Origin of the sequence: Massilimicrobiota sp. SW1139, assembly GCF_012027715.1 — a bacterium.
GTDB classification, from domain to species: Bacteria; Bacillota_I; Bacilli_A; order Erysipelotrichales; family Coprobacillaceae; genus Allocoprobacillus; species Allocoprobacillus merdigallinarum.
The window spans coordinates 49351-69117 of the sequence record NZ_SJOR01000009.1; the positions used below are offsets into that span (position 1 = coordinate 49351).

22 protein-coding genes are annotated in these 19767 nt (G+C 31.1%); 20 read left to right on the plus strand and 2 right to left on the minus strand.

Annotated features, from left to right (window positions below; all coding sequences use genetic code 11):
• The first annotated feature begins 133 nt into the window (after positions 1–133).
• The 4 genes from E0K96_RS06770 to galE are packed head-to-tail and all read left to right on the plus strand — an operon-like array spanning position 134 to position 2166.
• Positions 134–421 (plus strand): hypothetical protein, encoded by a 288-nt coding sequence (locus E0K96_RS06770; protein WP_087244791.1) that lies wholly within the window; start codon positions 134–136, stop codon positions 419–421.
• Complete coding sequence (locus E0K96_RS06775) at positions 418–900, plus strand: peptidylprolyl isomerase (protein WP_087244790.1); 483 nt, start codon at positions 418–420, stop codon at positions 898–900. The genes E0K96_RS06770 and E0K96_RS06775 overlap by 4 nt, the downstream gene beginning before the upstream one ends.
• A gap of 1 nt (position 901) precedes the next feature.
• Positions 902–1165: a thioredoxin domain-containing protein gene (locus E0K96_RS06780; protein ID WP_168082123.1), complete on the plus strand. Its 264-nt coding sequence runs from the start codon at positions 902–904 to the stop codon at positions 1163–1165.
• Positions 1162–2166: a UDP-glucose 4-epimerase GalE gene (gene galE / locus E0K96_RS06785; protein WP_087244788.1), complete on the plus strand. Its 1005-nt coding sequence runs from the start codon at positions 1162–1164 to the stop codon at positions 2164–2166. The genes E0K96_RS06780 and galE overlap by 4 nt, the downstream gene beginning before the upstream one ends.
• 610 nt (positions 2167–2776) lie before the next feature.
• Here the strand turns inward: galE and E0K96_RS12110 are convergent.
• On the minus strand, positions 2777–3547 hold the full coding sequence (locus tag E0K96_RS12110) for a hypothetical protein (protein WP_206080636.1): 771 nt from the start codon (positions 3545–3547) through the stop codon (positions 2777–2779).
• 163 nt (positions 3548–3710) lie between these two features.
• Here E0K96_RS12110 and E0K96_RS06795 point away from each other — a divergent pair, with 163 nt between their 5' ends.
• From E0K96_RS06795 to E0K96_RS06865, 15 genes are all read left to right on the plus strand, one after another.
• Positions 3711–4541, plus strand: a complete 831-nt coding sequence (locus E0K96_RS06795; RefSeq protein ID WP_168082125.1) for an ABC transporter ATP-binding protein — start codon at positions 3711–3713, stop codon at positions 4539–4541.
• Positions 4541–5263: an ABC transporter permease gene (locus E0K96_RS06800; RefSeq protein WP_206080638.1), complete on the plus strand. Its 723-nt coding sequence runs from the start codon at positions 4541–4543 to the stop codon at positions 5261–5263. The genes E0K96_RS06795 and E0K96_RS06800 overlap by 1 nt, the downstream gene beginning before the upstream one ends.
• Before the next feature lie 70 nt (positions 5264–5333).
• Complete coding sequence (locus E0K96_RS06805) at positions 5334–5603, plus strand: acylphosphatase (protein WP_087244784.1); 270 nt, start codon at positions 5334–5336, stop codon at positions 5601–5603.
• A gap of 241 nt (positions 5604–5844) precedes the next feature.
• The gene (gene nrdD, locus E0K96_RS06810; protein ID WP_087304237.1) at positions 5845–8025 is read left to right on the plus strand and encodes an anaerobic ribonucleoside-triphosphate reductase; all 2181 of its coding nucleotides are present in this window, start codon (positions 5845–5847) and stop codon (positions 8023–8025) included.
• Positions 8026–8027: 2 nt separating this feature from the next.
• The gene (gene nrdG, locus E0K96_RS06815; protein ID WP_087244404.1) at positions 8028–8549 is read left to right on the plus strand and encodes an anaerobic ribonucleoside-triphosphate reductase activating protein; all 522 of its coding nucleotides are present in this window, start codon (positions 8028–8030) and stop codon (positions 8547–8549) included.
• Between the two features lie 85 nt (positions 8550–8634).
• Positions 8635–9294 carry a GyrI-like domain-containing protein gene (locus E0K96_RS06820; protein WP_224759478.1) on the plus strand — a complete coding sequence of 220 codons (660 nt, stop codon included), beginning with the start codon at positions 8635–8637 and terminating at the stop codon, positions 9292–9294.
• A gap of 28 nt (positions 9295–9322) precedes the next feature.
• Positions 9323–10081 carry an exodeoxyribonuclease III gene (locus E0K96_RS06825; protein ID WP_168082127.1) on the plus strand — a complete coding sequence of 253 codons (759 nt, stop codon included), beginning with the start codon at positions 9323–9325 and terminating at the stop codon, positions 10079–10081.
• Positions 10078–10617, plus strand: coding sequence for a phosphodiesterase (gene yfcE / locus E0K96_RS06830; RefSeq protein ID WP_087244406.1), 540 nt, complete (start codon positions 10078–10080; stop codon positions 10615–10617). The genes E0K96_RS06825 and yfcE overlap by 4 nt, the downstream gene beginning before the upstream one ends.
• Before the next feature lie 67 nt (positions 10618–10684).
• Positions 10685–11395 (plus strand): GntR family transcriptional regulator, encoded by a 711-nt coding sequence (locus E0K96_RS06835; protein WP_168082129.1) that lies wholly within the window; start codon positions 10685–10687, stop codon positions 11393–11395.
• Positions 11396–11677: 282 nt separating this feature from the next.
• Positions 11678–13084 (plus strand): PTS sugar transporter subunit IIC, encoded by a 1407-nt coding sequence (locus E0K96_RS06840; RefSeq protein WP_168082131.1) that lies wholly within the window; start codon positions 11678–11680, stop codon positions 13082–13084.
• Between the two features lie 117 nt (positions 13085–13201).
• Positions 13202–13726, plus strand: coding sequence for a hypothetical protein (locus E0K96_RS06845; RefSeq protein WP_168082133.1), 525 nt, complete (start codon positions 13202–13204; stop codon positions 13724–13726).
• A 96-nt stretch (positions 13727–13822) separates the two neighbouring features.
• Positions 13823–14689 carry a tyrosine-type recombinase/integrase gene (locus E0K96_RS06850; protein ID WP_206080640.1) on the plus strand — a complete coding sequence of 289 codons (867 nt, stop codon included), beginning with the start codon at positions 13823–13825 and terminating at the stop codon, positions 14687–14689.
• Between the two features lie 51 nt (positions 14690–14740).
• The gene (locus tag E0K96_RS06855; protein ID WP_168082135.1) at positions 14741–15733 is read left to right on the plus strand and encodes a DUF7309 domain-containing protein; all 993 of its coding nucleotides are present in this window, start codon (positions 14741–14743) and stop codon (positions 15731–15733) included.
• Between the two features lie 104 nt (positions 15734–15837).
• Positions 15838–17439 (plus strand): ABC-F family ATP-binding cassette domain-containing protein, encoded by a 1602-nt coding sequence (locus E0K96_RS06860; RefSeq protein ID WP_087936449.1) that lies wholly within the window; start codon positions 15838–15840, stop codon positions 17437–17439.
• 92 nt (positions 17440–17531) lie between these two features.
• A complete protein-coding gene (locus tag E0K96_RS06865; RefSeq protein WP_168082137.1) occupies positions 17532–17786 on the plus strand; it encodes a hypothetical protein in 255 nt (84 codons plus the stop codon).
• A gap of 472 nt (positions 17787–18258) precedes the next feature.
• Here the strand turns inward: E0K96_RS06865 and E0K96_RS06875 are convergent, their stop codons facing one another.
• Entirely contained in the window at positions 18259–18765 is a 507-nt protein-coding gene (locus E0K96_RS06875; protein ID WP_168082179.1) for a flavin reductase family protein, read from the minus strand.
• A gap of 76 nt (positions 18766–18841) precedes the next feature.
• Between E0K96_RS06875 and E0K96_RS06880 the strand changes: the two genes are divergently transcribed.
• Positions 18842–19765, plus strand: a complete 924-nt coding sequence (locus E0K96_RS06880) for an alpha/beta hydrolase (protein WP_168082139.1) — start codon at positions 18842–18844, stop codon at positions 19763–19765.
• The last annotated feature ends 2 nt before the right edge of the window (positions 19766–19767 follow it).

The window sequence follows — 19767 nt, forward strand, 5'->3', positions numbered from 1 at the left end:
ACGCTCCTTTAATATTTTTTTGGAATATCTTTCTTTCATTTTAACATATTTATAATTTAATGAAAACGGTTACAGCATAATTATAGTGAAATTTATTGAAAAAGATGTTATGATAGTATCAGGAGGATAAAACATGGAAGTAGGACTGATTATTATATTGTTTTTGTCAAATGCTTTAGCATTGGACTGTCTTTATAATCATAGAATTAAAACCACGGGAGCTTTACTGATTCTCAATCTATGTTTAACTGTCGCTTTAGCATATCAATTTGAACAAATGAATAAAATAGTACATCTATTATTAGGTTTAATAGCATTAATTGTTTTATTTTTTGGTATAAAATTTTACTTACAAAAGAAAAAAGAACAAACAATACAGAAAAATGATCGAATGATTGAAGAGAAAGAGGATAAGTTATGAAAACGATTGATTTTGAAATTGAAATGGAAAATGGAGAAGTAATGTCTGGTGAATTATATCCTGAGATTGCGCCTCGTACTGTGAAGAATTTTGTTGACCTGATTGAAAGCCACTTTTATGATGGATTGATTTTCCATCGTGTCATTGCTGGCTTTATGATTCAAGGTGGAGGATATGATAAAGATATGCATATTCATGAAACACCTGCGATTAAAGGTGAGTTTAAAAGCAATGGTATTGATAATCCTTTATTACATACAAGAGGAGTGCTTTCCATGGCACGTACGATGATTAAGGATTCTGCCAGCTCACAGTTTTTTATCATGCATGAAGATGCACCTCATTTAGATGGGGAGTATGCAGCTTTTGGAAAAATCACAAAAGGGAAACATGTGATTGATGAAATCGCTAATGTCCCAACAGATGCTCGTGATTGTCCAATTGAACCTGTTGTGATTAAGACAATGAGGTTAATTTAATATGAAATTATTTTATTTAAAGAATTGTCCATATTGTCGTCAGGCATTAGCCTGGATACAAGAATTGTATCAGCAGGATATAAAGTATCAACGTGTTCCTTTAGAAATGATTGAAGAAAGTGAACAGAGTGAATTGGCTGATACTTATGATTATTATTATGTTCCTTGTTTTTTTGAAGGAACAAAGAAATTACATGAAGGCGCTATAACAAAAGAGACGATTCAAAAGATATTTGATGACTATTTAATGGAGGAAAACAAATGAGAATATTAGTAACAGGTGGCGCAGGATATATTGGAAGCCACACAGTTGTAGAATTGATGCAGGAAGGACATGAGGTTGTCATTGTAGATAACTTTTATAATTCTAAACCTGAAGCATTAGATAACATTGCAAAAATCACTGGAAAAAGACCTGCTTTTTATGAAGTAGATTGTTGTGATTTAGAAGCAATGGAAAAAGTTTTTCAAGATAATCAAATTGATGGGGCTATTCATTTTGCTGGGTATAAGGCAGTGGGTGAATCAGTTCAAAAACCAATGGAATATTATCAAAACAATTTATTGAGTACACTTGTTTTATGTCAATTGTTAAGAAAATATAATTGTAAAAATTTGATTTTCTCATCAAGTGCAACTGTTTATGGAAATCCTCACACAGTTCCTATTCAAGAAGATTTCCCATTAGGACCAACAACAAATCCATATGGAACAACAAAATTAATGATTGAAAATATATTAAGAGATATTTATATTTCAGATCATGAATGGAATATTGTTTTATTAAGATATTTTAATCCTATTGGTGCACATGAAAGTGGATTATTAGGAGAAGATCCAAATGGTATACCAAATAACTTAGTTCCATATATTTCTAAAGTTGCAGTAGGAGAATTAGAATGCTTAGGTGTTTTTGGAAATGATTATGATACACCTGATGGAACAGGAGTCAGAGATTATATTCATGTTGTCGATTTAGCTAAAGGACATGTGAAAGCTTTAAAGAAACTTGTTGGTGATCATGGTGTTTATACTTATAATTTAGGAACTGGTCATGGTTATAGTGTTTTAGATATTGTGAAAGCTTATGAAAAAGCGAACAATGTAACAATCAATTATGAAATCAAACCAAGACGTGCTGGAGATATTGCAACTTGTTATGCTGATCCAACAAAAGCAAGAGAAGAACTTGATTGGGTAGCTGAAAAAACATTAGAAGATATGTGTAAAGATGCCTATAACTTTATTACTCATAACAAAAAATAAAGAATAGATGTTGAAGCTGTTGACTATATATGTTAACAGCTTTTTTTTGATGAAATTTTACATTTATGCAACGATTAATGAAAAATGATATACTTAAAGTAGATTGAGGTGAGTTAAAATGAAGAGAAGGACTTTAAAAAAGATTTATATTTTAATATTTCCTGTTTTCTACTTGATGTTGATGATGTATTATCAATACATTCGTTATGATATATTGGTTTTTATATCCCAATATAATTATTTATTGACTATCACATGGATATTCATAGGATTAGGGATTATGACATCTGTTTGGAATGGATTGTTGTTGATGGATAAAAATGATAGGAAGATGGATGTTATATGTTTGATAGTTTGGTTTATATTGATTGTTGCGGGTTTTATTTGCTTATTTATATTGCCAGAAGTTTATCCTCCAAAGATTTATTATATGCTGATAGATGGAATCCCTTTTCTTTTTTTCCTTATAGGAAATATGATGAGTTTATTAGGATATAATTTATCTTATATCCTAATGAAGAAATAAAGAGTAATCTCAAATCTAATTATTTTAAAACATTGATATAAAAAAATACAACAATGACTAAAATGTTAGTCGTTGTCGTATTTTTTATTTTTTTGCACCACAAATACTGCAATATTGATAATCTATATATTCCTCATAATAGCCCTGATCTTCTTGATGAGAACCAACTTCTACTTTTTCTGTTTTTGTGACATTTTGATAGTTACCGTAATAAACGCCGTTATATAAACCATTTTCATCGGCATTTTTCATACCTTCGCTTATAATGTTTTTCAAATCATCCTGAGTAAATCCATCTTCAAACCAATAAGTAGGACCATTTGCAATATATGTTGGTTGTCCTAATTCGTTTGTTCCATTATAAGTGTAAAATTTTGCTCCACGAATTGTTTGTGTTTCGTAGTCTGTGACAGTCACCATTTTAGAAACCCATCTTTTTGATTTATGGTCTTTCCATACATGTTCATGGGTTGATGATGAACTTTGGTTTGTAGAAGAACTTTTATTGGTTGTTGTCTTTTGTGAGCTTTTTGAAGTTGATTGTGTTTGAGAATTCTTTTTTGATGTTTGTGTTTGAGTATCTTTATTTGTTTCTTTTGTTTTTGATGCTGAATCATTTGAAGATTCTTGATTTTGTGATGAGTTGTTATCAGATTTTATGGTTGCTGTGTCTTGTTCTTGTTTTGAATCATCTGATTGTTGATTGGCAACAACTGTCTGATTCTCTGCTTTTTTTGTAACTGTCTGATTTTTTGAAAAGAAAAAGATACAAAGACAAAATATGATGATGAAAATAATTACTGCAATTATGATCATGGTTCTCTTTTTATTTGTGACAGGTAATTTGAAATTCATATGAAAACTCCTTTCATCTTTTTTGCTTTTTTATTATAGCACAAAATCATACGATTTATCATGAATTATAATGTTATGTAAAAATAAAGGAAAGAAATGGTAAAATGATTGTCTGTTAAAAATGACTATGATACGATGAAAGTAGGAAAAAGGAGGGGCTATGATGGATAAAAATGTTATTGAGGTTAAGCAACTATCAAAAAGTTTTCAGAAGACAGTTGCTTTACAAGGATGTGATTTTTCAGTTCGAAAAGGGGAAATTTTTGGTTTTTTAGGTCCTTCAGGAGCTGGAAAGACAACAACGATTAAATTATTGACGGGACAGTTAAAAAGTGATGGAGGAGATATTCAGATACTAGGGGAGAAGCCTTTTTCTTCAAAAATAAAAAGTCGAATAGGGATTATGAGTGATAATAGTGGATTATATGAAAAGATGAGTGTTTATGATAATTTACTGTTATTTGCAAAAATCTATGATATTGATAAAAGCTGTATTGAAAAAGTCTTAGAAGAAGTTGATTTATTAGATGCTAAAAAGCAATTGGTTAGTCAATTATCAAAAGGAATGAAACAACGATTAATCTTTGCTAGAACCATTATTCATTCACCATCTCTTCTGTTTTTGGATGAACCAACAGCAAATTTAGATCCCTCAACTGCTAATGAGGTAAGGGAAATTATCAAGAAACTTAATGCGAAAGGGACGACTGTCTTTTTAACAACTCATAATATGGAAGAAGCAGATGAAATGTGTCATCGTGTTGCATTTTTGAATCATGGACACATTATTGAAAGTGGACATCCTGAAGATTTGAAACTTAAATATTCTAAAAAACAGATTCGTATGAAAACAAGTCAAGAAGACTATACGATTCCTTTAGATCTAAAACTTTTAAAACAGGAATTGGAACATATTGATGAACTATTAATGATTCATTCCATTGAACCAACTTTAAAAGAAGTTTTCTTAACATTGACTAAGGAGGAATCATAATGAATATACGTATTTGTAAAGCTTTGTTTATGAAGGATTTAAAGAATTGCTTCGTTAATAAAAATGTTTTTTTAATGTTGGCTTTGCCAGTTTTATTTGGTGTGATGTATAAATTTTTATTAGGGGATATTCTTAAGGGAGCTACAGGGAGTTTTGTTATTGTTATGTGTATTATTATGACAATTTCCATTGTCCCACTGAATGTTTTAGCCAATATGGTTGCTGAAGAGAAAGAAAAACATACTTTACGTTCTTTAATGTTGGCTAATGTCAGTGCAACTGATTTTTTGTTAAGTAAAGCTTTTGTTGCACTGGTTTTGATGTTGATTGATGGCATTCTTATTTTCCTGGTTTGTCAGGAGCCAATGGAGTATTTTGGATATTTCCTTATCTTTTATGTTTTATCATCTTTAAGTGTCTTGTTTTTTGGAGCACTGGTAGGTCTACTTTCTAAAGATCAGATGAGTGCTGGAACATTGAGTTCTCCGTTGATGATTTTATTAATGTTGCCACCTATGTTCAGTCAGCTTAATGAAATGATTGAAAAGATTGCAGTTATTTTTCCAACCACATCTTTCCAAACGCTTTATTTACAATTGTCAGTTCAACAACCCTTCTTTAATCAAAAGACAGTGATAGCTATAATTGTCTGTATAGTATGGATTCTATTAGGGGTGATAGCTTTCATGTATGGTTATAAGAAAAAAGGATTGGATGATTAGAGAAATCTCATATTGATTTCTCTTTTTTTCATTTTTATAAAATGATAAAATAGAAAAAAGAGGTGGTTATATGGTGAGAAAACATTTCATTTTTAAAGGGCGTGTACAAGGTGTTGGGTTTCGTATTACATTTTACCAACAGGCAACACGTTTGCATTTAACAGGTTGGGTTAGAAATTTAAGTAATGGTGATGTGGAAGCATGCTTACAAGGTGAACTTTCTTTGATTCAGCAGGTTATTGACTATATGCATAGTATTCGCTATATTCGAATAGAACAATGTGAAGTTGAAGATTTGGCAGTTTTAGAGAATGAAAAAAGTTTTGAAATGAAATATTAGCGATTATTTTCTTGAGAATTATGTGCTTTATACTTTTATTTTGTCGATGAATAAGCTATAATAGATTCATACAAGTTTATAAAAAGCAGATACATAAATCAAAAAGTATTGATATAATCAATGCTTTTTGATTTTGTTTGTGGAGAATTAAAAAAATCTTGAGTGATGGTGTATATTCCTTTTATTCAAAAGATGAATGTGATAAACTTACAGATACAATAAGTGAGGAGGAAGGGTTTTTATGAAAATTATTAAACGTAATGGATCTGAAGTCTTATTTGATCAAACGAAAATTACTGCAGCGATTGAAAAAGCCAATAATGAAGTTGTAGAAACAGATAGATTATCAGACGAAGATATTGATAATATTACAAATAATGTGAAGTATCAATGTGAAAAAATGAAAAGAGCGCTAAATGTTGAGGAAATTCAAAATCTTGTTGAAAATGAAATTATGAAATTGAATGCTTTTGCAGTGGCAAGAAAATATATTACATATCGTTATATGAGAGCATTAGTGCGTAAATCAAATACAACAGATGAACAGATTTTAAGCTTGATTGAATGTGCTAATGAAGAAGTTAAACAAGAAAATTCTAATAAGAATCCAACTGTTAATAGTGTTCAAAGAGATTATATGGCTGGGGAAGTCAGCAAAGATATTACAAAACGTCTATTATTACCAGGACATATTGTGAAAGCTCATGAAGAAGGAATTATTCATTTCCATGATTCAGACTATTTTGCTCAACATATGCATAACTGCTGTTTAGTTAATCTTGAAGATATGTTACAAAATGGAACTGTCATCAGTGAAACAATGATTGAAAGACCTAAGAGCTTTTCTACAGCCTGCAATATTGCAACACAGATTATTGCTCAGGTCGCAAGTTCACAATACGGGGGACAAAGTATCAGTTTATCTCACTTAGCTCCTTTTGTTGATGTCAGTCGTCAGAAGTTTAGAAAAGAAGTAAGAGAAGAATTTGAACAGGAAAATATTCCTGTTAGTGAAGAACAGATTAATGAATTGGCTGAATATCGTGTGCGTAAAGAAATTAATCGTGGTGTCCAAATGATTCAATATCAGGTTATTACGTTAATGACAACAAATGGGCAAGCACCATTTGTAACTGTCTTTATGTATTTAAATGAAGTTCCTGATGGACAAATCAAAGATGATTTAGCTTTAATTATTGAAGAAACATTAAACCAAAGAATTTTAGGTGTTAAAAATGAAAAAGGTGTTTATGTAACACCAGCCTTTCCTAAATTAATCTATGTTTTAGAAGAAGATAATATTAGTGAAGACAGCAAATATTGGTATTTAACTGAATTAGCAGCAAAATGTACAGCGAAACGTATGGTTCCAGATTATATTTCTGAAAAGAAAATGTTGGAATTAAAGGTTGATAAAAATGATGAAGGACATTGTTATACATGTATGGGATGTCGTAGTTTCTTAACACCATATGTTGATCCTGAAACAAATAAACCTAAATATTATGGGCGCTTCAATCAAGGTGTTGTGACAATCAATCTTGTGGATGTTGCCTGCTCTTCTAAAGGTGATATGAAAGAGTTCTGGCGTATTATGGATGAAAGATTGGATTTATGTAAAGAAGCGTTAATGTGTCGTCATAATCGTTTAAAAGGAACTGTCAGCGATGTGGCACCTATTTTATGGCAATATGGTGCTCTAGCAAGACTTAAAAAAGGTGAAACAATTGATAAATTATTATATGGTGGATATTCAACAATATCATTAGGTTATGCGGGTCTTTGTGAATGTGTCAAATATATGACAGGAAAATCACATACTGATCCAGATGCAACACCATTTGCATTAGAAGTAATGCAACATTTAAATGATGCCTGTGCAAAATGGAAAGAAGAAGAAAATATTGATTTTAGTTTATATGGAACACCAATTGAATCAACAACATATAAGTTTGCAAAATGTTTACAAAAACGTTTTGGAAAAATTCCAGGGGTTACAGATAAAAACTATATTACAAATAGTTATCATGTTAATGTTACTGAAGAAATTGATGCTTTTACAAAATTAACATTTGAATCACAATTCCAGAAATTATCACCAGGAGGAGCTATCAGCTATGTTGAAGTTCCAAATATGCAAGATAATATTGAAGCCGTTTTAGCTGTTATGAAACATATTTATGAACATATTATGTATGCAGAATTAAATACAAAGAGCGATTACTGCATGGAATGTGGTTATGATGGAGAAATTCAAATCAAAGAAGATAAAGATGGAAAATTGATTTGGGTATGTCCAAACTGTGGTAATACAAATCAAGATAAAATGAGTGTTGCTAGACGTACATGTGGATATATTGGAACACAATTCTGGAATCAAGGGCGAACACAAGAAATTAAAGAACGTGTTCTTCATTTATAAGCATGAAGTATGCAACAATTAAAACAGTAGATATAGCCAATGGAACAGGAGTGAGAGTTTCACTCTTTGTTTCTGGCTGTACTCATCGTTGCCCTGAATGTTTCAATGAGATCGCATGGGATTTTAATTATGGACAGGAGTTTAACCAAGAAACAATTGATTTGATTTTAAAAGCATTAGAACCAAGTCATATTGCGGGATTAACGCTTTTAGGCGGAGAACCTATGGAACTTGTTAATCAGGAGGGGTTGTTACCTTTATTACAACAAGTTCGAAAAATGTATCCTGATAAAGATATTTGGTGTTATACAGGCTATCTTTATGAAGATCTGTTACCAGGTGGCAAGGTGCATGGGCCTTACAGTGATGAAATATTAAGTTATCTTGATATATTGGTTGATGGACCATTTATATTAGCTCAAAAAAATATTCGTTTAAAGTTTAGAGGATCTGAAAATCAAAGAATTATTGATGTTAAGCGTACAAATCAATCTCGCCAAATTGTTTTGTGGGATGAAAAGTGATTTTAAAAAAATCGCTTTTTTTGTGTGAAAAATAAAAAATGCGAAGATAAAAAATAAAAAAATCCTAAAATAAGTGGATATTTTTATGAAAATTATATATAATGTAAAGGCGATGGAAGGAGGATTCTTAGTGAAAGAAGGCATTAGAAGAGAGTATAAAAAACAATATGATGCTTCAACAAAAAGAATAGATGTTGTAGATGTGCCAGAGTTTAATTTTCTGATGGTTGATGGAATCGGAAATCCAAATGTGGAAGAATTTAAGTTAAAAGCAGAGGCTTTACATATATTATCGAAAGCAATTAAAGATTATTTTAAAGAAGAAATGGATTTATTATATCTCATTTCTCCATTAGAAGGATTATGGGATACATATGATAACAGTCAGTTTGATGTGACACGAAAAAAGATGATTAAATTTACATTAATGATTGCTCAACCTAAAGTTCTTGATGAGCAGACTTTTGAAACAATTAAGGAAAATATAACATTAAAAAAAGATAATCCTTATCTTGTTGATGTTTATTTAAAAAGGTTTAAAGAAGGACGTTGTGTGCAGATGATGCATAAAGGAGCTTATAATACAGAAATTAATACAACCAAACAAATTATGGAATATATTACAATTCAGGGAATGAAATTAAGTGGTTTCCACCATGAAATTTATTTAAATGATCCTGAAAGAAATCCAGTGGATAAACTCAAAACAATTGTAAGATATGCTATTGAAGAAGAGGGGGTATAACCCCTTTTTTATATCAAAGGAGGATATTATGTTATTTGTATCATGGAATGTGAATGGCTTAAGAGCATGTTTGAATAAAGGATTTCAAGATTTTTTCTTATCAGTTGATGCTGATATTTTTGCGATTCAAGAAACAAAACTTCAAAAGCATCAGCTTGATTTACAGTTTGATGGTTATGTCTCTTATTATAATGATGCTGTGAAGAAAGGATATAGTGGGACAGCTATTTATACAAAGAAAGAACCTCTTTCAGTCAGTTATGGTTTAGGTAAGGAAGAACATGATCAGGAAGGTCGTGTGATTACTTTAGAATATGAGAATTTTTATTTTGTTACTGTGTATACGCCTAATTCTAAAAGAGGCTTAGAACGTCTAGATTACCGCCAAGTGTGGGAAGATGCATTTAGAGAATATGTGAATACATTAAAACAGAAAAAATCTGTCGTGATTTGTGGCGATTTGAACGTGGCTCATCAGGAAATTGATTTAAAAAATGATAAAACAAATCATAAAAATGCTGGATTTACAGATGAAGAAAGACAAAAATTTACAGAATTACTAGAGAGTGGATTTATTGATACTTTCAGATATAAATATCCAACTTTAGAAAAATATTCTTGGTGGTCTTATATGTTTAAAGCAAGAGAAAAAAATGCGGGATGGCGTATTGATTATTTTGTTGTATCCGATAATCTAAAAGAACAGATTCAAGATGCTTATATCTATAATGATGTATTTGGATCAGATCATTGCCCAGTCGGTGTTGAATTGGAGGGATTGCAATGAAATTCATGATTGTTTCAGATATTCATGGCTCATATACAGATTTAAAGAGAGTTATGGAGATTTATGAAGAAGAAAAAATGGATAAATTGGTTTTATTAGGTGATTTATTATATCATGGGCCTAGAAATCCTTTACCAGAAGGCTATCAGCCTCAAGAAGTCATGAAACTCTTGAATGCTTATAAAGAGAATATTATAGCAGTACGAGGAAACTGTGATGCTGAAGTGGATCAGATGGTATTGGAGTTTCCTATGAGAGGGGATTATAGTGAACTTTATTTAGATGGGCATCGTTTCTTTTTTACACATGGGCATTTATATGATGAAGAACACTTACCTATGTTAAAGGCGGGAGATGTTTTTATGTATGGTCATATTCATAAACCAGTGTTAAAAAAAGAAAATGATATCACGATTTTTAATCCATCTTCTATATCTTTGCCAAAGGCTGGACAGAAAAGCTTTGGTATCTATGAAAATGGTGAATTGAAAATTGTATCTTTTGATAAAAAGGTGCTTCAAAGTATAAAAATATAAAAAAATAGAAAAAAACCGTGAAATTAAATCAAAAGTATGGTATTTTTATATTGATGGGGGTGAGTATATGGCTAAGTACAGAGATATTGCTGATGATATTCGTCAAAAAATAAAAAATCAAGAATATACATTTGGTCAAAAACTTCCCTATGAGTATGTTTTATGTATGAGCTATCATTGTAATAAAGAAACAATGAAAAAAGCCTTAGATATATTGGTCAAAGAAGGACTCATTATCCGTCGTCGTGGTGCGGGGACATTTGTGAAGGATTATGATCCTGCCATGGATAATCCTGTTAGTAAATTTGGACGTGGTTTGACGGCACAATATGAAGGAATTAAAGAAGTCACAAGTGAAGTCCTGGAATTTGAAGTTGTTCCAGCGGATGAACATTTATCAGAGAAATTACAGATAGATGTTGGTGATTTTGTCTATCATATTATAAGGCTCAGATTTTTAGATAAAATTCCTCATTTAATTGATATTACATATATTCCCATTAGTGTTGTTCCTAATTTAAAGTTACAGCATTTAAAAGGATCTATATATGGATATATCGAAAAAGTTTTAAAATTAAAAATCCAAAGCTGTCACTTAACGATTAATGCAGCTTTATCTACACCTTTAGAACAACAATATTTGGGATTAAAAGAAAATGAGCCATATATTCAAGAAGAACAGATTTCGTTTTTAAGCAATGGTTCCATTTTTGAATATACACTCTCAAGACAACATTTTTCTCATTTTGAATTTCAGACTGTTATAGTACAACAATAGCTATCCTAAGGGATAGTTTTTTGCTAGAAAGAGTAGTCGGTATGATTAATGGTTAAAAGACAAATATTTATAAAAAATGACATAGTTATTCATATTTTGAGCAAAAAATACAAAAAAACAACTAAAAAACAGGTAAAATAAAATAAAAAATAAGTAAAAAAACACTGTTAAAACCGTCTTTTATTGGAAAAGTACCATACTTTTGATATAAAAGCATTGACTTTTAATAAAAAAAATTTTATACTTATATTGTCAAAAATATTTTAAGGGAGGAAAAATTTTATGGATGCTTTTGCTGATAAGCTAGGGCGCATTGGAGCATGGGCTGGTCAAAACAAATATCTTGGTGCCATCAAAAATGCGTTCCAAAACTTCATGCCAGCAACTATTGCTGGTGCCATTGGTGTTCTTTGGACAAACGTATTAATTACCGATGCTGTTGTCAATGGTGCACCTCAAGGGCTAGGTGGGTTAATTCCTGCTGTTATGGTTTTAGAACCAATTAATGCTGTATTCAACGCAATACAGTTCTGTTCAATTTCATGTATCGCTATTGGAATTGTTATGTTAGTTGCTCAAGAAATTGGGGAAGCTAACGGTGAAACTGGAGCTTTTCCAGCTATTTTAGGATTTATGTGCTGGGCTATGGTCACTCCAACTGCACATGCAGTAACTGGATTAACTGCTTACACTGATGCAGCTGGTACTGCTGTTACAATTGGAACAGTTTTAGAACAAGCTGGTGTTGATTTAGCTGGTGTAGGGACTTTCACTGGTTTTGCTGGAAGCTACATGGGAGCTACTGGTTTATTTACTTCATTGATTATTGGTATTTTAGGGCTTGAAATTTATAACTTCTTCCGTAAAAGAGAAGGATTAAAAATCAAAATGCCTGATCAAGTACCTCCAGGTGTTGCTCGTGCATTCGAAGTTTTAATTCCAACATTCTTAACTTTATTAGTTGTTGGTGTTATCGGATGGGCTGTACAAATGGCTACTGGATTATATTTCAATGATGTTATTTCTACTTATTTACAACAACCATTACAAGATATCATTGGTGCTAATATCGTAGCAGTTATGGTCATGTATGTATTAATCTCATTATTCTGGTTAGTAGGTATTCATGGTAATAACATGTTATCTGCTGTTAAAGAACCAATCTTCCGTCCAATGTTATATGCGAATACAGCTGCATTTACAGCTGGTGCAACTAATGCAGAAATTCCAAATGTATTCAACTTAACAATGTTACAAATGTTCGCTGAATGGGGAGGTTCTGGGGTTACTTTAGGTTTAGTTATTGCAATCTTTATCTTTGGTAAACGTGAAGATAACCGTGCAATCGCTACATTATCTATCGTTCCAGGTCTCTTCAATATCAATGAAACAGTTACATTTGGTATTCCATTGGTATTAAACCCAATCTTAGGTATTCCATTTATTCTTGCTCCAGTAGTATGTATCTTCGTTGGATGGTTATTAGTTACTATTGGATTCTGTCCAAAAATCGTTATCGAAGTTCCATGGACAATGCCACCATTATTATTAGGATTCTTAGCAACTGGTGGAAGTATTATGGGAGCTATTTCACAAGTTATCGTTATTGTAGTATCTACATTAATTTATATTCCATTCGTAATTGTTTACGAAAGATTCCAAAACAAACAAGCTGCTGAAGCTGAATAAGATATTAAACGATTTTGAAAACTTAAAGAGCGGAATTTCCGCTCTTATTTTTTTAAAGTTTAAATTGTTATTTATATGTATATCGTGTATAATATTCAAAGGGAAGTGAGGAGTTTTATGGAAGAAGAAATTAAAGAGTTTAAAGTGCGAATGAATACTGCAACAATTATTTTTCTTACTGCATTAGCATTCTATACTGTGTTTACAGTTTTCACGCAGGATAAACAGACTGCTTTGGTTATTGTCGTTTTTGCAATTGTTTGTTTTGCATTTTTCTTAGGATGTAGACCAAACAAATATACTATACATAATAGAGAATTAACAATTCATTATTATTTGTGGAAAAATAGTCATGTAGATTTAATGAACTGTGATACAATTTGTGATCCTGTTCCACGTATGGCTGACTTAGTGACAAGACCACATGCAATTGAACTTTATACAAATACAAAGAAAAGATATTGCTTTTTTCCAAAGAAAAGAGTTGAATTTGTACATGCAGTTGTAAAGGCTAATAAAAGAATTCATTGTACAGTTAAAGAATATACAGATGTTTATAGAATCTTAGAAAAGAAAGATCGTAAAGAAAGAAGAAAAGCAGAGAAAAAAGCTGCAAAAGAAGCTGCACAATCAAAGAGTTAATAAAGCGAGTATATAATCATAGAATTGATTATGTACTTTTTTTTCTCCTGAAATATGTCATTTTTTATGTATAATGAATAGAAGGAGGATATAATTATGCAATTAACATTAGAACATTTATCTTTTTATTTGAATCAATGTGAAAATAAACGCTTAAGCTGGCATACCTTAAAGGCTTATCGCATTGATTTAAAACAGTTTTATTCATTTATGATGAATAAGGATATGAATAAGCGTGAAATATCTTACTATATTCATTATCTGAATCATCATTTTAAACCTAAGACTGTCAAACGCAAATTAGCGAGTTTACATGCTTTTTTTGAAGATATGGTCTTTTATGAAATAATTCAAGAGAATCCAATGGACAAAATGAGGTATAAAATTCAAGAAGAAAAGACTTTACCACGCATTATTCAATACCATCAATTACAGGATTTATTTCATCGTTTAGATCAAGATCAGCACTTTTTTATAAAAAGAGATAAAGCCGTGATTGAATTGCTTATTTCTACAGGGATTAGAGTTTCTGAATTATGTGCTATTAAAAATGAAGATATTTATTTAGAGGAAAAGTATCTCATTATTTATGGCAAGAATGCAAAAGAAAGAGTTATATTTTTAGGTGAGGAAGTTTATCTGGCATTAAAAGAATATGAACAGGCTTTTCATGACAGGATTAGTGAGCAGGAATATTTTTTTATCAATAACCAATATCATCGTTTAACAGATCAGTCTGTTCGTCATATTATCAATAGATATACAGATGATTTTCATATCACACCACATATGTTTCGCCATACCTTTGCCACAATGCTTTTAGAGCAGGATGTTGATATATCATATATCCAAAAGATATTAGGTCATAGCTCTATTACAACAACCAGCATTTATGCCTATGCTTCTATTCAAAGACAAAAAGAGATTATGATGAATAAAAATCCAAGGCAACTTATTAAATAATATTTCTTTTTTATATATTTTCATATATGATAATGATGAGGTGATAACAATATGCAAAGATATGAAGTCTGGCGACAATTATATACATATGCAGATGAGTGGGTACAGCTAAAACCATGGGAAGTCTTATGGAGTAATGATTTTGTTGCTTTAGAGATTAATGAGAAAACATACTATTGTACAATTATGGGGAAATTAGGTGATTGTATTGGGGTATCTATATATGAAGGAGAAGAGGGATATGCAGATTTATGTAGTATAGCTCATGAATATCCAGATCAAGCTATTGCGCAATATATGATGTTTGAACAAAATTGTTTAACATTTTATATGGGAGATCGCGAAGAGGTTCCAAAAGGTCAAAAAGAAATCATTAAAAAATTAGGATTAAAATATAGAGGAAAAGGACATTGGCCATATTTTCTTTCATTTGTGCCAAGATTTTATCCTTATGAAATTAATGATCAACAGGCAAGTGTGATTGTACAAGTTTTTAAGCATCTCATTCCACTTATGAAAGCTTATATGAATCACGAAGTAGCTGTGGATTTTGATAATGGTGAGATACTTTTTGCTCATGATCATCATGGTTGGGAATATGAAGCTATACAAAGACCTGAAGAACAAGAAAAATTCTATGTTGTAGATTTGGAAGATCAACAATATCTCAATTATTTAAAAGAGTTACCACAAACGCAAAATCAGTATATCATTGATTTGGCATATTTATCTGGTGGTCTTGTGGACGAAGCGTATGATAGACCTGTAAGTTCACTTGTCTTATTAGCCTTAGATGTGGACTCTCAACAAATCATAAAAGTCAGTATGCCAAGACCTGAAGATGATGAAATTATAGAATGTATCAGTATGTTTTGTGAACTTATGCAAGACTATGGCAAACCAAAAGATATTTTTATAAGAAATCCAAGAGTTTTTAGTTCGATAATTTCCATTTGTGAGGAATGTCAGGTGGAAGTTCATGTGACATCATTACCAATGATGGATGATATTTTTGCTCAAATGGATTATTTTATTTCAAAATAATGTCTTTTTATATAGACATTATTTTTTCTTTCATACTCTTTCATTGCAAAAATATATCTTTCATGTATAATAGAATGGACTTGTCAAAAAGGAGAATTGATAAAATGATAGCAACTCAAAATGTGTCTTTGCGATATGGTGATCGTGCTTTATTTGAAAATGTATCTATTCAATTTACTGAAGGAAACTGTTATGGAATTATTGGTGCCAATGGGGCTGGTAAATCTACTTTTTTAAAGATTTTATCAGGAGAAATTGAACCGAATAAAGGTGAAGTTGTGATAACACCGGGACAGAGATTATCTGTATTAAAACAGGATCATTTTGCTTATGATGATCAGGAAGTTTTAAAAACAGTTTTAATGGGAAATAAACGTCTTTATGAAATTATGTTAAGAAAAGAAGAGCTTTACAGTAAAGCTGACTTTAATGATGAAGACGGTATTGAACTTGCTGAACTTGAAGGTGAGTTTATGGAAATGGATGGCTGGAATGCTGAAACAGATGCTGAAATTCTTTTAAATGGATTAGGTGTAACAGGTGAATATCATCACTTGCTTATGAAAGAATTAGGTGACCAACAAAAAGTCAAAGTTTTATTGGCACAGGCCTTATTTGGTAATCCTGATATTTTATTATTGGATGAGCCGACTAACCATTTGGATTTAAAAAGTGTCACATGGTTAGAAAATTTCTTATTGAATTTCCCTAATACAGTCATTGTTGTTTCTCATGATAGACATTTCTTGAATAAAGTTTGTACGCATATTGCGGATATTGATTATAGTAAAATTCAGTTATATATAGGAAATTATGATTTCTGGTATGAATATTCTCAGATGATGTTAAAACAGGCAAAAGAAATCAATAAAAAAGCTGAAGCAAAGAAAAAAGAATTGGAAGAATTTATTGCGCGTTTTAGTGCCAATGCTTCTAAAGCAAAACAGGCAACATCACGTAAAAAATTATTAGATAACTTAGAGATGGTAGATATTAAACCATCATTAAGAAGATATCCATTTATTGGTTTTACACCAGATAGAGAAGTTGGAAATATTGTTTTAACTGTTGAAGATTTAGGATACAGTCAAAATGGTGAACAAATCTTTGATCATGTCTCATTTTCTATTTCACCAAAAGATAAAGTTGCCTTTGTTTCAGATCATGAGCTGGCAGTGACAACTTTCTTTAAGATTATCATGGGTGAAATTACAGATTATACAGGAACTTTCCAATGGGGAGTCACAACATCTCAATCATATTTCCCAAAAGATAACAATGAATTTTTTGATGATTGTGATTTAACGCTTGTTGACTGGTTAAGACAATATGCTGGAGATGATGCTTATGAACAAGATTTAAGAGGATGGTTAGGAAGAGTTTTATTTTCTGGAGAAGAAGCTTTAAAGAAAGCAAATGTCTTATCAGGTGGAGAAAAAGTAAGATGTATGCTGGCAAAAATGATGATGGCAAATGCCAATGTGCTTGTTTTGGATGAACCAACCAATCATTTGGATTTGGAATCTATACAGGCTCTTAACGAAGGATTAATTCGTTTTAAAGAAAATGTTTTATTTGCTTCTCATGACCATCAATTTGTACAAACAATTGCAAATAGAATTATTGAATTAACACCACAGGGATGTATTGATCGTTTATCAACATATGATGAATATTTAGAATATAAAGAAACTTTAGAAAATTAAACAATAATCAAGATTTTTTAATTTTCATCTGTTATGATTTAAAAAGAAAGATAATAATCATAAATTAAAGATTGATAAAGGAGACGATGTTCATGATTTTATTTCAAAATATTGCGATAACTCAAGATATGCATGATTGTTTGATTCCAGAAGATCTCAAGGCAGATGTTATTTATTATTTAAAAGAAGCTCATATTCCCTATAAATCTATACCATGGGAAGAAGTCGAAGATGGTCCTGCTAAAGAGAAAGCAATCAATCAATATAGACAGGCAGGATGTCGATCTCATTTGCATTGTATGGGTATTTTACAAGTTCCAATACAATCAGATGTTATGTTTCAGTAGATCTGTCAATTCTTTGGTCCACAGATAGACCCTGATTTTGCGATTCAAAAACAAAATATTGAAAAGAAATCTGACGAAATGTACGAAAAGTGTTATAAAGACTGGTTACAGGAAGGAGAATTTCCTGTCAAAAAATAAGACTTATAAAATATGAAAGATTTAGGAATTATCTTTGCATATGATGATGCTTTTCGAGCAACCCGATTAGCAATGAATATGGAAACATATTTAAATTATGCTTGAGAACGTTTAACTGAAAAAAGCAAAAGAAAAAGGTGGTAATGCTGTTTTAGGCATATGTTTTGATTTAAGAGATACATGAAAACCCGTGTCAATGGGAACAGTCGTTATATGAGAAGATGAGTAAAGTGATGTGTATGCATCACCTTTTTTGAATAGATTTTCAAAATATCGGAAACAATAGATAGTGATGTTTTATTTATGAAAAAACAAGCATATATAATAAAAAGGCTTATGTTCTTTGAACATAAACACCTTTTATTTTAGCAATATAAACACGATGATAATCCTGATCAGGATACCATTTTGTATCTAGAGATGTATCTTTAAAGTTTTCAGGTTTAATGTCATCTTCATAGATTTTTTCAACAATGAAGACCAAATGCGCTTCTTCAAATGTAGGTACGCCATCAATATATGTGGTATGGAAATGAACATGATTGATTTTATCTTGATCACGTCCAGAAACTGTACCTAAAACAGAAAGTTCTTTCTTATATCCATCAAAAAATGATAGAGAGAAGCATTCTTGTTGGTCAACAAACTGTTTTGTATAGCGTTGCGGACGGATAAATGCATAAACAACGTTTTGTCCCCATAAAACACCCATACCGCCCCAAGAAGCTGTCATCGTATTGACTTTTTGATGATCACCAGCCGTTATAAGCATCCAGTCTTTGCCAATGGCCTGAAAAGTATTCATATCTAGAGTATTTATATCTATTTTTTCAAATGTCATCATTCTTCCTCCTTTTTCTTGATTATAACATAGTATATGCAAAAAATATGAAATATAAAGAGGTGAAACCATAAAAATGAAAAAAATCATCAAAATCATTTCAATCATTATCTTGATTTTGACAATATTTATCATGGGTATCACTTTATATATTGGAAATTATTTATATGACTATACCCTCAATCCTCATTCTAATCATTCCTTATTTGATAGTGAACTTTATCAAAAAGATACACAAGATGCTCAAAAATGGTTAGAAGACAAGAGTGTTCATCTTTCTATTTCAAGTTATGATGATCTTTTTTTACATGCTTATTATATTGAACAAAATAATCCCATTTATGCCATTATGGTGCATGGGTATCGAGGAGATAGTTCTAGTATTATTTCACCTGTCAAACATTTTTATGAGCAGGGATATAATCTTTTGATTCCAGATTTACGTGGTCATGGACAAAGTGAAGGAGATTATATTGGAATGGGATGGGATGATCGTTATGATATTATGGGATGGATTGACTATCTTGTATCTCAAAATCCACAGGCTCAAATTATTTTATATGGTGTTTCTATGGGTGGAGCTACGGTCATGGATGTAGCTGGAGAAAATTTACCATCACAAGTGAAGGCTGTTATTGAAGATTGTGGTTATACGAGTGTCTGGGATGTTTTTCAATACCATATTCCTATGAAAAAGTGGCAAAGTGAAGTGGCTTTGCATATGGCAAGTCTTGTGACTCAAATAAGAGCAGGCTATGCTTTGGAAGATGTTCAACCTATTCAACAGGTTCAAAAAAGTCAGATTCCTATTTTATTTATTCATGGTCAAGACGATGATTTTGTCCCCGTGGATATGATAGATGAACTATATTTAAAAGCCAATTGCCCTAAAGAAAAACTTATTATTAAAGGAGCTGGTCATGCTCAAAGCTGTTCTACTGATGCGAAAACATATTATCAGACTATTTTTCAATTTATTCATCGTTATACAAAAAAATAGAT

Excerpts from the sequence above, each read along its gene's own strand:
- E0K96_RS06770 (WP_087244791.1), top strand. The coding sequence starts at position 134 with ATGGAAGTAGGACTGATTATTATATTGTTTTTGTCAAATGCTTTAGCA.
- E0K96_RS06865 (WP_168082137.1), top strand. The coding sequence starts at position 17,532 with ATGATTTTATTTCAAAATATTGCGATAACTCAAGATATGCATGATTGT.
- E0K96_RS06845 (WP_168082133.1), top strand. The coding sequence starts at position 13,202 with ATGGAAGAAGAAATTAAAGAGTTTAAAGTGCGAATGAATACTGCAACA.
- E0K96_RS06880 (WP_168082139.1), top strand. The coding sequence starts at position 18,842 with ATGAAAAAAATCATCAAAATCATTTCAATCATTATCTTGATTTTGACA.
- E0K96_RS06825 (WP_168082127.1), top strand. The coding sequence starts at position 9,323 with ATGTTATTTGTATCATGGAATGTGAATGGCTTAAGAGCATGTTTGAAT.
- nrdG (WP_087244404.1), top strand. The coding sequence starts at position 8,028 with ATGAAGTATGCAACAATTAAAACAGTAGATATAGCCAATGGAACAGGA.
- E0K96_RS06855 (WP_168082135.1), top strand. The coding sequence starts at position 14,741 with ATGCAAAGATATGAAGTCTGGCGACAATTATATACATATGCAGATGAG.
- E0K96_RS06850 (WP_206080640.1), top strand. The coding sequence starts at position 13,823 with ATGCAATTAACATTAGAACATTTATCTTTTTATTTGAATCAATGTGAA.
- E0K96_RS06875 (WP_168082179.1), bottom strand. The coding sequence starts at position 18,765 with ATGACATTTGAAAAAATAGATATAAATACTCTAGATATGAATACTTTT.
- E0K96_RS12110 (WP_206080636.1), bottom strand. The coding sequence starts at position 3,547 with ATGAATTTCAAATTACCTGTCACAAATAAAAAGAGAACCATGATCATA.
- yfcE (WP_087244406.1), top strand. The coding sequence starts at position 10,078 with ATGAAATTCATGATTGTTTCAGATATTCATGGCTCATATACAGATTTA.
- E0K96_RS06775 (WP_087244790.1), top strand. The coding sequence starts at position 418 with ATGAAAACGATTGATTTTGAAATTGAAATGGAAAATGGAGAAGTAATG.
- E0K96_RS06860 (WP_087936449.1), top strand. The coding sequence starts at position 15,838 with ATGATAGCAACTCAAAATGTGTCTTTGCGATATGGTGATCGTGCTTTA.
- E0K96_RS06795 (WP_168082125.1), top strand. The coding sequence starts at position 3,711 with ATGGATAAAAATGTTATTGAGGTTAAGCAACTATCAAAAAGTTTTCAG.
- E0K96_RS06780 (WP_168082123.1), top strand. The coding sequence starts at position 902 with ATGAAATTATTTTATTTAAAGAATTGTCCATATTGTCGTCAGGCATTA.
- E0K96_RS06800 (WP_206080638.1), top strand. The coding sequence starts at position 4,541 with ATGAATATACGTATTTGTAAAGCTTTGTTTATGAAGGATTTAAAGAAT.
- E0K96_RS06840 (WP_168082131.1), top strand. The coding sequence starts at position 11,678 with ATGGATGCTTTTGCTGATAAGCTAGGGCGCATTGGAGCATGGGCTGGT.
- galE (WP_087244788.1), top strand. The coding sequence starts at position 1,162 with ATGAGAATATTAGTAACAGGTGGCGCAGGATATATTGGAAGCCACACA.
- E0K96_RS06805 (WP_087244784.1), top strand. The coding sequence starts at position 5,334 with ATGGTGAGAAAACATTTCATTTTTAAAGGGCGTGTACAAGGTGTTGGG.
- E0K96_RS06820 (WP_224759478.1), top strand. The coding sequence starts at position 8,635 with ATGAAAATTATATATAATGTAAAGGCGATGGAAGGAGGATTCTTAGTG.
- E0K96_RS06835 (WP_168082129.1), top strand. The coding sequence starts at position 10,685 with ATGGCTAAGTACAGAGATATTGCTGATGATATTCGTCAAAAAATAAAA.
- nrdD (WP_087304237.1), top strand. The coding sequence starts at position 5,845 with ATGAAAATTATTAAACGTAATGGATCTGAAGTCTTATTTGATCAAACG.